The organism is Streptomyces gilvus, assembly GCF_022513565.1.
Lineage (GTDB): Bacteria > Actinomycetota > Actinomycetes > Streptomycetales > Streptomycetaceae > Streptomyces > Streptomyces gilvus.
Genome location: NZ_JAKWBE010000001.1, coordinates 876,706 through 888,924, shown reverse-complemented (window position 1 = coordinate 888,924; position 12,219 = coordinate 876,706). Strand labels below are relative to the sequence as shown.

Annotated in this window: 13 protein-coding genes; 10 read left to right on the top strand and 3 right to left on the bottom strand. The window is 72.4% G+C overall.

Translation table 11 applies throughout. The features are described from left to right. The first annotated feature begins 68 nt into the window (after positions 1-68). From phoU to MKW14_RS04045, 5 genes are all read left to right on the top strand, one after another. On the top strand, positions 69-743 hold the full coding sequence (gene phoU / locus MKW14_RS04065) for a phosphate signaling complex protein PhoU (RefSeq protein WP_240858847.1): 675 nt from the start codon (positions 69-71) through the stop codon (positions 741-743). A 103-nt stretch (positions 744-846) separates the two neighbouring features. Next, on the top strand, positions 847-2,268 hold the full coding sequence (locus MKW14_RS04060; RefSeq protein WP_240858845.1) for an amidase: 1,422 nt from the start codon (positions 847-849) through the stop codon (positions 2,266-2,268). Between the two features lie 26 nt (positions 2,269-2,294). Next, entirely contained in the window at positions 2,295-2,513 is a 219-nt protein-coding gene (locus tag MKW14_RS04055) for an NfeD C-terminal domain-containing protein (protein ID WP_240858843.1), read from the top strand. Positions 2,514-2,693: 180 nt separating this feature from the next. After that, positions 2,694-4,181, top strand: a complete 1,488-nt coding sequence (locus MKW14_RS04050) for a flotillin family protein (protein ID WP_240858841.1) — start codon at positions 2,694-2,696, stop codon at positions 4,179-4,181. A 194-nt stretch (positions 4,182-4,375) separates the two neighbouring features. Continuing rightward, positions 4,376-4,822 (top strand): type II toxin-antitoxin system PemK/MazF family toxin, encoded by a 447-nt coding sequence (locus tag MKW14_RS04045; RefSeq protein WP_240858840.1) that lies wholly within the window; start codon positions 4,376-4,378, stop codon positions 4,820-4,822. A gap of 103 nt (positions 4,823-4,925) precedes the next feature. On the opposite strand, the gene MKW14_RS04040 is transcribed toward MKW14_RS04045, so the two are convergent. Then, on the bottom strand, positions 4,926-5,354 hold the full coding sequence (locus MKW14_RS04040) for a hypothetical protein (protein WP_240858839.1): 429 nt from the start codon (positions 5,352-5,354) through the stop codon (positions 4,926-4,928). Next, positions 5,354-6,049, bottom strand: a complete 696-nt coding sequence (locus MKW14_RS04035; protein ID WP_240858838.1) for a helix-turn-helix transcriptional regulator — start codon at positions 6,047-6,049, stop codon at positions 5,354-5,356. The genes MKW14_RS04040 and MKW14_RS04035 overlap by 1 nt, the downstream gene beginning before the upstream one ends. Positions 6,050-6,147: 98 nt before the next feature. Here MKW14_RS04035 and MKW14_RS04030 point away from each other — a divergent pair, with 98 nt between their 5' ends. Beyond that, the gene (locus tag MKW14_RS04030; RefSeq protein ID WP_240858837.1) at positions 6,148-6,525 is read left to right on the top strand and encodes a cupin domain-containing protein; all 378 of its coding nucleotides are present in this window, start codon (positions 6,148-6,150) and stop codon (positions 6,523-6,525) included. 119 nt (positions 6,526-6,644) lie between these two features. Here MKW14_RS04030 and MKW14_RS04025 read toward each other — a convergent pair whose 3' ends face one another. Continuing rightward, the gene (locus tag MKW14_RS04025) at positions 6,645-7,511 is read right to left on the bottom strand and encodes a TIGR02452 family protein (protein ID WP_240858836.1); all 867 of its coding nucleotides are present in this window, start codon (positions 7,509-7,511) and stop codon (positions 6,645-6,647) included. Between the two features lie 290 nt (positions 7,512-7,801). Here MKW14_RS04025 and egtA point away from each other — a divergent pair, with 290 nt between their 5' ends. The 4 genes from egtA to egtD are packed head-to-tail and all read left to right on the top strand — an operon-like array spanning position 7,802 to position 12,178. Next, positions 7,802-9,112, top strand: a complete 1,311-nt coding sequence (gene egtA / locus MKW14_RS04020; protein ID WP_240858835.1) for an ergothioneine biosynthesis glutamate--cysteine ligase EgtA — start codon at positions 7,802-7,804, stop codon at positions 9,110-9,112. Next, entirely contained in the window at positions 9,109-10,428 is a 1,320-nt protein-coding gene (gene egtB, locus MKW14_RS04015; protein WP_240858834.1) for an ergothioneine biosynthesis protein EgtB, read from the top strand. Before egtA ends, egtB begins: the two co-directional genes overlap by 4 nt. Next, positions 10,428-11,219, top strand: a complete 792-nt coding sequence (gene egtC, locus MKW14_RS04010) for an ergothioneine biosynthesis protein EgtC (RefSeq protein WP_240858832.1) — start codon at positions 10,428-10,430, stop codon at positions 11,217-11,219. Before egtB ends, egtC begins: the two co-directional genes overlap by 1 nt. Continuing rightward, positions 11,216-12,178 carry an L-histidine N(alpha)-methyltransferase gene (egtD, locus tag MKW14_RS04005; protein ID WP_240858830.1) on the top strand — a complete coding sequence of 321 codons (963 nt, stop codon included), beginning with the start codon at positions 11,216-11,218 and terminating at the stop codon, positions 12,176-12,178. The genes egtC and egtD overlap by 4 nt, the downstream gene beginning before the upstream one ends. Positions 12,179-12,219: the final 41 nt, after the last annotated feature.

Here is a 12,219-nt window from a genome sequence, read left to right as displayed (position 1 = left end):
CGGGCCGGTGCGGTGTGCGAGTCTGACAGGGGGTGGCACGGGCCCAGGAACGGGATGGTGAAGATCCAATGCGCGAGTCGTATCACAAGGAACTCGAATCGATCAACGAGGCACTGGTCGAGCTGGCGAACCTGGTCGGTTCCGCCATGGGCCGCGCCACCGGCGCCCTGCTGGACACCGATCTGCAGCTGGCCGAGCAGGTGATCTCCACCGAGGAGCGGATCGAGGAGCTGCAGCGGGACCTGGAGGAGCGGGCGATCGCGGTGCTGGCCCGCCAGCAGCCGGTCGCGACCGACCTGCGGATGGTGGTCACCTCTCTGCGGATGAGCGCCGACCTGGAACGCTGCGGTGTGCTGGCCCGGCATGTCACCGCGGTGGCCCGCCGCCGCCATCCCGCGCACGCCGTGCCGCAGGATCTTCGTCCCACGATCCTGGAGATGGGCCAGCTCGCCCAGCGGCTGATGGCCCAGGCCGCCGATCTGCTGATCACCCAGGACGTCGACGCGGCCCTGCGGCTGGAGCAGGACGACGACCGGATGGACGAGCTGCACCGCATGATCTTCCACCACCTGATGGACGACCGCTGGCACCACGGCGTCGAGACGGCCGTCGACGTCACCCTGGTCGGCCGCTACTACGAACGCTTCGCCGACCACGCCGTCTCCATCGCCCGCCGCGTCGTCTACCTCGTCACGGGCGAAAGCGCCGACGACTACCTCCCCGACACGCCCCTGATGCCCTGAGCGCTCGATCAACCCCCTCGGGTCAGGGATGTTCGAGATTCCGTACCGCTGCGGGCCCACGGACGTTACCGTTCGGTAGGCAGACGTTCCCGGAGGTGGTCCCATGACGCTCGACCGTGCCGCAGGGCTGGCTGAGTCCGCACGGGCGCTGGCCGCCGGTGAGGTGACCTCCCGTGCGCTGGTCGAGCGGGCGCTGGCACGGATCGACGCGACCCAGTCCTCCCTCAACGCCTTTCGGGTCGTACGCGGCGAGGCCGCACTCGCCGAAGCGGACGCCGCGGACCGGGAGTTGGCCGCCTGCATCCGCAAACCGCTGCTCGGCGTGCCCGTCGCCGTCAAGGACGACACGGATGTGGCCGGCGAGCCGACCGCGTTCGGGTGCGAGGGTGAGTTCCCGCCGGTGGCGAAGGACGGGGAAGCCGTACGGCGGCTGAGGGCCGCCGGTGCGGTCGTCGTCGGCAAGACCAACACCTGCGAGTTCGGGCAGTGGCCCTTCACCGAGGGGCCCGCGTTCGGCGCGACCCGCAACCCGTGGAACCCGGAGCACACCCCGGGCGGCTCCTCCGGCGGTTCGGCCGCCGCCGTCGCCGCCGGCCTCGTGCCCGCCGCCCTGGGCTCCGACGGCGCCGGCTCCGTCCGCATCCCCGCCTCCTGGACCCATCTGATCGGCATCAAGCCCCAGCGCGGCCGCATCTCCACCTGGCCCCGCGGCGAGTCCTTCCAGGGCATCACCGTCAACGGCACCCTCGCCCGTACGGTCGCGGACGCGGCCCTGCTGCTCGACGCGGCGAGCGGCAACCACGATCTCGACCCGCACCGCCCGGCCCGCATCGACGCCTCCGAGGCGGTCGGCCGCGATCCCGGCCGGCTGCGCATCGCACTCGCCCTCAAGCCGCCATTCACCGCGCTGCCCGCGCGTCTGCAGCCGGAGGTACGCCGACGCGTCGTCCAACTCGCCGAGAAACTCGACTCCTTGGGACACAGGGTGGAAGAGGCCGACCCGCCGTACGGCCAGATCGGGCTGACCTTCGTCCCCCGCGCGACGGTCGGCCTCGCCGAACGTGTCCGCGAGGCCCCCTTCCCCACCCTCCTCGACCGCCGCACCCGCGACGCCGCGCGGCTGGGGCGGCTGCTCGGCGGGGCGCCGCTGAGGGTGGCGCGGCAGCAGGAGGCGGTCCTGCACCGCCGTATCGGCGCGTTGTTCCGCTCGTACGACGTCGTCCTCGCGCCCACCACGGCCGCTCCCCCGCCGCGCGTCGGCGCGATGCTGTCGCTGAGCGGGCTCGCCACCGACCGCGCGATGATCGCCGCCTGCCCCTACGCGTGGCCGTGGAACGTACTGGGCTGGCCCGGCGTCAACGTCCCGGCCGGGTTCGTCGACGGCCTGCCCGTCGGCGCCCAACTCCTGGGCCCCGCGGGCAGCGAGCCACTGTTGGTCTCTCTCGCGGCGCAGGCGGAGACGGAGTTGCGCTGGCACGAGGCGTGGCCGCCGCCGCAGGTCGTCACGGGTTCACCGGCGGCGTAGGCGAGATGGACCCGTACCCTGTGGCCATGGACGATGCGTCGATGGTCGGGCTCATGGGGCGGGTCACCGGCACGGTCGGGCCCGGGCTCGTCGGCGAGGTGATCGTGCGGGTGCGCGGCGGGGCCGAGCACTTCCTCGCGTATCCGGCCACCGGGGCGGCGCGGATCGAGCGGGGCACGGTGGTGATGGTCGTGGAGTACCTCCCGCCGCGGACGGTCTACGTGACCGCGGCGTACGACGTCTGAGCCGCTCCCCCGCCCCGGCTCCCTGGCGACACGTGAGCCCGCTTCCGCGCAGGTGAGAGCCTGTTCAAGGGGGCGTGCGTCAAGAAAACGACAAGGATTCGCAGGCGTCTTCTCCCCGGCGCCGCGCGGGAGCACACTCCCTTCGTTCGGTGCCGAGAGGGCACCATGCAAAGGGGGCGTATGCCGATGGTTGTCGGCGTCGTTGCGGGAGTGGTGGTCGCCGCCGTTCTCGTTCTGATCGGTCTGTTCAAGGCGATGTGGCGTGTCGCGGAACCCAACGAGGCGCTGGTCATCTCCGGCTCCAAGCACCGTACCGAGGGCTTGGAGGAGGGCATGGGATTCCGCATCGTCACCGGGCGCGGCACCCTGGTGCTGCCCGGGGTGCAGGCGGTGCGCAAGCTCTCGCTCGACCTGAACGAGACCGAACTGCACGTGGACTGCGTGACCCACCAGGGCATTCCGCTCAAGGTGCGGGGCGTGGTCATCTTCAAGGTGGGCGACGACTTCGTGTCGATCGCCAACGCGTCCCGGCGGTTCCTGGACCAGCAGAAGCTGATGGCGGAGCGGGTGCACAACGTGTTCGCCGGTCATCTGCGGTCCATCGTCGGCGGGTTGACGGTCGAGGACATGATCCGCGACCGGGAGAAGCTCACCGCGCAGACCCGGGCCGCCTGCGGCACGGAGATGGAGAAGCTGGGGCTCATCGTCGACTCCCTGCAGATCCACGAGATCGAGGACCCGACCGGGTACATCCAGAACCTGGCGATGCCGCACGCGGCGGCCGTCCAGCGGGACGCGCGCATCGCGCAGGCCGAGGCGAACCGGCTGGCCACCGAGGCCGAGCAACAGTCGTTCGCGCGGATGGCGGAGGCGACCCGGGACAGTGAGATCCTGCAGGCCGGCTACCAGGCCGAGCGGGACAAGGCGGCCGCGAAGGCGCGGCAGGCCGGTCCGCTGGCGGACGCGGCCGCACGGCAGGAGGTCGTCGTCCAGGAGACACGGGTCGCCGAACTCGAGGCGCACCGGCGGGAGCAGCAACTGCAGGCGGACGTCCGCAAGCCGGCGGACGCCAAGGCCTACGAGAAGCGCACACTCGCCGAGGCCGAGCGTGACGCGCGGATCTCGGCGGCGCAGGCCAAGGCGAAGGAGACGGAGCTCGCGGCGGCGGCCGAGGCGACCCGGGTCAAGACGGCCGCGGGGGCCGAGGCCGAGGCGACCAAGACCCGGGGTTCCGCCACGGCGGCCGCCACGCGGGCCACCGGTGAGGCCGAGGCGGCGGCCGCGCAGGCGAGGGGTCTGGCGGACGCCGAGGCGACCAAGGCCAAGGGCCTCGCCGAGGCGGAGGCCATCAAGGCGCGGGCCGCCGCCCTCGCCGAGAACCAGGAGGCCGTCGTCGCGCAGCAACTCGCCGAGAACTGGCCGGAGATCGTGAAGGCGGGCGCGTCCGCCTTCGGCAGCGTCGACAACATGGTGGTGCTCAACGGGGCCGACGGCATGGCCGACATGCTCGCCAAGGCGCTGACCATGGGCGGTACGGGCCTTGGCCTCGCCCGCCAGCTGCTGGCCTCGATGAACCAGAACTCCCAGCCCGCGACCGGCACTTCACCGTCCCTGAACGGCGTCGCGGCCCCGCCGTCGCAGCGGGTGCCGGTGGAGAAGGAGGGCTGACGGACGGGGGTCCGCACAGCACATCCGGGGGTCCTCGGCTTCGAGGGCCCCCGGCCCATGTGCGCCGCCGTTGCCCGCGGTTCGCGCCCCGTGTTCGTCACGCGCCGTCTTGCCCGCCGCAGAACAGGCCGCGGAGGAGTCCTCCGGCTGAGCCCGCCCGCGCACCGCGTGAGGACAGACCTTAAGGTGCGTGCGTGACTGCGTTTACCGATGAGAACGTTCCCGGCCGCTTCGGCGCCAGTGCCACCACCGAGGCCGATCCGCGCCGGGTGGGCACGGTGCGTACCGAGTACTCCCCCGCGCATGACGGCGACCCCGACCCCGGCGAGATCGTGTGGACGTGGGTGCCGTTCGAGGAGAACGACGGCCGCGGCAAGGACCGCCCCGTCCTGGTCGTCGCCCGCGAGGCCACCGGCACCCTGCTCGCCGTCCAGCTGTCCAGCAAGCGGCACGACGACGACCGCGAGTGGGTCGCGATCGGCAGCGGCCCCTGGGACCGCTCGGGGCGTGACTCATGGGTCGACGTGGACCGGGTGCTGCGCCTGCATGAGGCCGGAATGCGCCGCGAGGCCTGCGCGCTGGACCGCGGGCGGTTCAACCTGGTGCGGCGGCGGCTCGCGGAGCGGTACGGCTGGAGCTGAACGCCCTGGCCGTTGCTGGGCCGGGGTCACGCCAAGCCCGGCATGAAACCCCCGCGGGCGATGCCCGAGGAGAGCAGGGCGGGCCAGTCGAGGGTCCCGGGTCTCACACCGTCAGGAGGCCCACTCCCAGCGCGATCAGGGCTGCGACCTTCGCTGCCTCCAGGGCGATGTAATAGAGGTGCTCCCGTGAGCGGGGCAGGTCCTCGCCCGCCAGGATGCGGTCCGACCTGCGGTTGAGGCGGGGGCGTACGACGAGGAGCTGGGCGAGGAGCAGGACGGCCGCGGCGGCGACCGGTGCCGTGACAACCGCCGTCGGATCGCCCACGACGACGGCGATCACGACCGCGACGGCGAACGCCGCTTCCACCAGGTTCAGCGCCCGGAAGACCAGCCGCCCGATGCCCAGCCCGATGGGGACGGTCACGCCCGGGGCACGGAACTTCAGCGGTGCCTCCAGGAAGGAGATCGCCAGCACCATCCCCAGCCAGACGAAGGTGAGGGCGACCGCGGTCGCGGCCCACGTGGGGTACATCAGACCTGCCTTTCTGCTGTCTGTTCCGAAGCGGGCGGCGCTGACCGCACGGGCGCCAAGTGGGCCACGCACGCCTCCGGTTCGGCGAACGGTTCCAGGTCGGTCGCGGCCAGCGGGGCGTCCAGTTCCGCCAACGCGCCCTGCATGAGGGCCAGATGGAGCGGGCAGACCAAATTCCCGTGCTCCTCGGCGAGTTCGAGGAAGGGACAGTGCCTCAGCCGGATCCGCGACGGCACCGGGCCGGTCTCCGGATCCGGTGCGAAGCCCAGGTCGTCCAGCAACCGCACCAGGCGGGCCGCCGATTCCTCAGGGCCCGGCGGCGCGAACGGCGGCAGCGGCTCGACCAGGAAACGCCCCCAGGCCCGCCCGGTCTCCGTGGCGGCAGCGGTCGCCCCCGCTCCCGTGGCCGTGAGATGGCTGAGCAGCATCCGGGCCAGCAACTGATAGCCACGACGTCCGCCGCGGTCCATACCCGGTCGCGGGGCGTACACAGTGCGCGGGCGCCCCCGGCCGGACGGCTCCTGTACCTGCCGCTCGACCAGCCCCTCCCCCACCAGCGCGTCCAGATGGAAGCGCACGGTGTTGGGATGGACGCCGATGCGCTCCGCCGTCTCCGTGACGCCGAGCGGGGTTCCGGCGGCCCGCAGCACGGCGAGAACCTCGCCGCGGCGCGGGCTCGTACGCGTGGCGGCCATGCCCCTGCCCACCCTTCCTTCCACCGAAGCCATTTACTCCAAATAGTACCTGTAATAATTAGTGAGACCGGCGGAGAGCGAGAACAGGGAGAGAGCGCATGACAGGCGAAGAGGAAGCGGTCCCGCGCGTCCTTGGTGACATCACCGCCTTGACCGACACCTCACCCGACGTCGGCGGTGTGTTGTGGAAGCTCACCGAGAGCGGGCGCCAACTCGACGCCAATGTCGTCCGGCTGTCCCCGGGCCGCCATGTCGCCCCGCACGCCGAACCGGACCTGGACGTGCTGCTGCTGGTCGTCTCCGGCGACGGCTTCGTGGCCGCCGGCCCGGACGGCGAGAAACAGCCGCTCAGCACCGGCGCTCTGCTCTGGCTCCCCCACGGCTCCACCCGCGGCCTCACCGCAGGCGACGACGGTCTCGCCTATCTGACCGTCCACCGCCGCCGCCCCGGCATGCGGATCGGCCGGGCCCGCTGAACAATCTCGCCGACTCGGGAACTCCGCCCGTTCTTCGTCCGTCTAGCTGGGTGAGTCCCCCGCAGCATCCCCCGTCTGCGGGGGACTCGCCAGCTCTCCGGGCGGTAGGACCGGTTCGGCTACGGCTGGGGCTGGCGCTGCGGGAACGCCCGTGCGAACGCCGCTGTGACCGTCTGCCCGGCCGTGCGGTCCAGGATGCCGAACGTGACGTGCTCGAAGGTCCGGGCGAAGCGGCCGTCGGGGCCGAGCAGCGCGCGGAAGGCCCCGGCCACCTGCGCCGGGTCGTTCTGGAAGACTCCGCAGCCCCAGGCGCCCAGCACCAGGCGGCGGTAGCCCTGTGCCGCGGCGGTCTCCAGCACCCGCTCGGCGCGTGTCCTCAGGGCCCGCGGCAGGTCGGCGGCCCGCTCGGGCGCCGTACGGCGGACGACACCGGCGTTCGGGGCCGCCGCCGTGAGGAAGCCGGCGGTGAACGGCTCGTCGAGCAGGCCGCCGCGGTCGTCGCGGAAGACGGGGACGGCCGGTGAGTGAATGACACGGTCCGTGTAGAACGGGTCGCGGTGGGCGCGGTGGTGTGCGTAGAACTCCGGCGCCTCCCGCAGGCACGTGTAGAGCGCGGAGGCGCGGCACAGGGCCTCCTCCTGGGCCTGCGCGCCGTTCAGGAAGCCGCCGCCGGGGTTGCGGGCCGAGGCGAAGTTCAGCACCGCGACCTCGCCGCCGACCCTGCGGGCCGCCTCCAGGCTGCTCTCACCGGTGACCTCGAAGAACGTCCCGGGGACCTCGAAGTACGTCCCGGCCACCTCGGAGAACGTCCCGGCGGAAACGGTCTGCGGTGTCCGTATCGGATCGGGCCCGTGCATGGCCGTACCGGCTCGGGCCGCCGTCACCGCCGCCGCGATGGACACCTCGTGTCCGTCGGGCGCGCGGTACGCGCCCGCCGCGACGATCTGCTCGGTCTCGTGTGCGATGCCGCGCAGGCGCGCGCTCATGGCGCCACCCCCGTCGGCGCCATGTGCGCGCTCCGTGCGCGCTCCCCCGTCGTGCTCATGCACGCATCCTGGGTGATGCTGGACATGCGGTGCAACGGAGTTTTCCGCACCCGTGAACACCCAGGAAAACCGCAGGAAACACCCGGATCGGGGAGATTACCGAGTCGGAACGTGCCGGTACGCACCCTTGTGCGAATCGGCGCGAGGGTTTTGGGTGGGACGGGTGTCGCCGTCCGGGCGCCCCCGGCGCTCGGGTCGACGGCACGGTGGAACCTCAGAAGGGATCCGACATGTCCGATTCAGCGACCGACTGCAGCGACTGTACGGAGCCTCGCACCGCCCTCACCGAAGCCGAGGTGGAGGCCCTGGTACGGGGCATATGTTTCAAGACCGGCCCGCCCCGGGGCGTCGGGGTCGAACTGGAATGGCTCGTCCACGAGCTGCGCGACCCGCGGCTCCCCGTGACACACGAACGACTGCGAGCGGCCTACGCCGCACTGCGGACCGTGCCCCTGAGGTCGGCGCTCACCACAGAGCCCGGCGGCCAGCTGGAGCTGAGCTCGCCGCCCGCCGCCTCCCTGACGGAGTGCATCGGTACCGTATCCGCCGACCTCGACGCCGTCCGTACGGCGCTCGCCGGGCACGGTCTCGGCCTCGTCGGCATCGGCCACGACCCCTGGCACTCCCCACGCCGGTTCCTGCACGAGCCGCGCTACGACGCCATGGAGACCTGCCTGGACCGCACCGGTCCGGCCGGCCGCCGCATGATGTGCACCTCGGCGTCGGTGCAGGTGTGCCTGGACGCCGGGTACGAGGAGCCCGGCCCCCTCGGTCACGGACGGCGCTGGTGGCTGGCGCACCAGCTGGGCGCGGTCCTGGTGGCCGCCTTCGCCAACTCGCCGCTGGCCGACACCGAGCCCACGGGCTGGCGCTCCACCCGGCAGCTGACCTGGATGGAGATCGGCACCGGCCGGGCGGGCGGACCCTCGCTGGAGGGTGACCCGCGGGCCGCCTGGGCCCGGCACGTCCTGGACTCGCCGGTGATGTGCGTACGGCGCGACGGCGCGCCCTGGGACGTACCGGAGGGGCTGACCTTCCGGGAGTGGACCAGGTCGCCGGCGCCCGGACGGCCGACCCGCGCCGACCTGGACTACCACATCACGACCCTGTTCCCGCCGGTCAGACCGCGCGGTTTCCTGGAGCTGCGCATGATCGACGCGCAGCCCGGCGAGGACGGCTGGATCGTCCCGCTCGCCGTGACCACGGCGCTCTTCGACGACCCCTGGGCCGCCGAGACCGCCTACCGCACGGTGAAGCCCCTCGCCGAGCGGGCCATGGCGCTCCCGGCGCCGCACAACCCGCTGTGGCTGGACGCGGCCCGCTCGGGCCTCGCCGACCCCGAGCTGCACGAGGCGGCTGTCACCTGTTTCACCGCGGCGATCGAGGCGCTGCCCCGGATCGGCGCCACCCCCGAGGTCACCGCCGCCGTCACGGCGTACCGGGACCGCTATGTCGCTCAGGGCCGCACCCCGGCCGACGAGCTCCTCGACCGTGTGTACGACACGGCCGGGCGCACCCACGGGAAGGACCTCCGCACATGACCGACCCCGCCATCGACGCCGAGACGCTCCGTGAGCGGGCCCTGACCACCCTGACCACCGCGCGCGACCGCACCACGCTGCTGACCAGCTGCGTGGAGGAGCCCGACCTCACGGCCCAGCACTCGCCGCTGATGTCACCGCTGGTGTGGGACCTCGCCCACATCGGCAACCAGGAGGAGCTGTGGCTGCTGCGGGGCGTCGCCGGCCGCGAGGCGATGCGCCCCGAGATCGACGGCCTGTACGACGCCTTCGAACACCCGCGCTCGGAACGCCCCGCGCTGCCGCTGCTGCCGCCCGCCGAGGCCCGCGCCTACGCGGCCGAGGTGCGCGGACGGGTGATGGACGTCCTGGAGCGCGCCGACTTCCACGGCACACGGCTGACGGAGGCGGGCTTCGCCTTCGGCATGATCGCCCAGCACGAACAGCAGCACGACGAGACGATGCTGATCACCCATCAGCTCCGCACGGGGCCGCAGGCCCTGACCGCGCCCGACCCGGAGCCGGTGCCGCTCTCCACCGGCCCTGCCGAAGTCCTCGTCCCCGGCGGCCCGTTCACCATGGGCACCTCCAGCGAGCCGTGGGCGCTGGACAACGAACGACCCGCGCACCGGCGCGAGGTGGCTTCCTTCCACATCGACACCACCCCGGTCACCAACGGCGCCTACCAGGCGTTCATCGACGACGGCGGCTACGCCAACGAACGCTGGTGGACGGCGGAGGGCTGGGCGCACATCCGCGAACACTCCATCACCGCACCGCTGTTCTGGCGCCGTGACGGAAAGCAGTGGCTGCGGCGCCGCTTCGGCGTCACCGAGGTGGTGCCGCCCGACGAGCCGGTCGTCCACGTGTGCTGGTACGAGGCCGACGCCTACGCCCGCTGGGCGGGGCGGCGGCTGCCCACCGAGGCCGAGTGGGAGAAGGCCGCCCGGCACGACCCGGCCGCCAACCGCTCGACGCGCTACCCGTGGGGCGACGCCGATCCGGCCCCGGAGCACGCCAACCTCGGCCAGCGGCATCTGCGCCCGGCCCCCGCGGGCAGCTATCCGGCCGGTGAATCCCCCCTCGGCGTACGCCAGTTGATCGGCGACGTGTGGGAGTGGACGGCGAGCGACTTCCTGCCGTACCCGGGTTTCGAGGCCTTCCCGTACAAGGAGTACTCGGAGGTGTTCTTCGGGCCGGAGTACAAGGTGCTGCGCGGCGGTTCGTTCGCCGTGGACCCGGTGGCCTGCCGGGGCACGTTCCGCAACTGGGACTATCCGATCCGGCGGCAGATCTTCTCCGGGTTCCGCACCGCCCGGTCCGCGGGAGACGTCTGATGTGCCGTCATCTGGCGTATCTGGGCCCCGAGGAGCCGCTGGGCCGGCTCCTCGTGGATCCCGCGCACAGCCTGTACCGCCAGTCGTGGGAGCCCCGGCGGCAGCGGTACGGGACGGTCAACGCCGATGGTTTCGGGGTGGGTTGGTACGCCGAGGGCGACCCGGTGCCGGCCCGTTACCGGCGGGCCGGCCCCATCTGGGCGGACCTGTCCTTCGCGGACCTCGCGCGGGTGATCCGCACCGGCGCGCTGCTGGCCGCCGTACGCGACGCGACCCTCTCGGGCGCCGACGCCGAGGCCGCGGCGGCCCCCTTCGCCACCGGGCCCTGGCTGTTCAGCCACAACGGCGCCGTCAAGGGCTGGCCGCAGTCGCTCGCACCCCTGGTGGAGAGCCTGCCCGCGGTCGACGTGCTGTCCCTGGAGGCCCGCAACGACTCGGCGCTTCTCTGGGCGCTGGTCCTGGCGCGGCTGCGGGCCGGCGACGAGGAGGGGCAGGCGCTGGCGGACACCGTGCTGGAGGTCGCCGAGGCGGCCCCCGGCTCCCGGCTCAACCTGCTGCTCACCAACGGCGAGACCATCACCGCCACCGCCTGGGGCGACACCCTCTGGTATCTCAACTCCCCCGGCCGCAGCACCGTCGTGGCCTCCGAGCCCTACGACGACGATCCGCACTGGCAGGAGGTGCCCGACCGCACCCTGCTCGCGGCGAGCCGCACCGACGTGCTGCTCACCCCCCTCAAGGAGCCGAGCGAGACCTTGGCCACCGCACCACCGAAGGAGCCCCGTACGTGAGTCCGTTCCTTCTCACCCGCACCCTGCCCGAGGACGCCACCGACGCCGCCCTGCGCGCCGACGTCCAGCAGGGCCTGACCGGCACGCCGAAGACCCTGCCGCCGAAGTGGTTCTACGACGCCCACGGCAGCGAGCTCTTCGAGCAGATCACCGAACTGCCCGAGTACTACCCCACCCGCGCCGAACGCGAGATCCTCGTCGCCCGCGCCGGCGACATCGCCGCGGCGACCCGGGCCCGTACGCTCGTCGAACTCGGCTCCGGTTCCTCGGAGAAGACCCGGTACGTCATCGACGCGCTCAGCGACCTGCACACCTACGTCCCCGTGGACGTCAGCGAGAGCGCGCTCACGCAGGCCGGGCAGGCGCTCATCGCCGAACGCCCCGGGCTCCACGTACACGCGCTCATCGCCGACTTCACGGCGAGCCTGACCCTGCCGGACACGCCGGGTCCCCGGCTGATCGCCTTCCTGGGCGGCACGATCGGCAATCTGCTGCCGGTCGAGCGGGCCGCGTTCTTCGCCGCGATCCGCTCCCTGCTCTCCCCCGGTGACGCGCTGCTGCTCGGCACGGACCTGGTCAAGGACGAGAAGGTGCTGGTGCGGGCGTACGACGACGCGGCCGGGGTGACAGCGGCCTTCAACAAGAACGTCCTGACCGTCGTCAACCGGGAGCTGCACGCCGACTTCGATCCCGGCGCCTTCGACCACGTGGCCCTGTGGGACCGGGAGAACGAGTGGATCGAGATGCGGCTGCGCTCCCGTACCACCCAGACGGTGAAGATCCCGGCACTGGATCTCGCCGTCGACTTCGCGCGGGACGAGGAGCTGCGCACGGAGGTGTCGGCGAAGTTCCGCAAGGAGGGCGTACGCGCCGAACTGGCCTCCGCCGGGCTGGAGTTGGCGCACTGGTGGACGGATGAGGAAGGGCGGTTCGCGTTGTCGCTGAGCGTCGTGCGCTGAGCGTGGTGCGGTGGGCGTGGTGCGCTGACCGCCGGGAACAT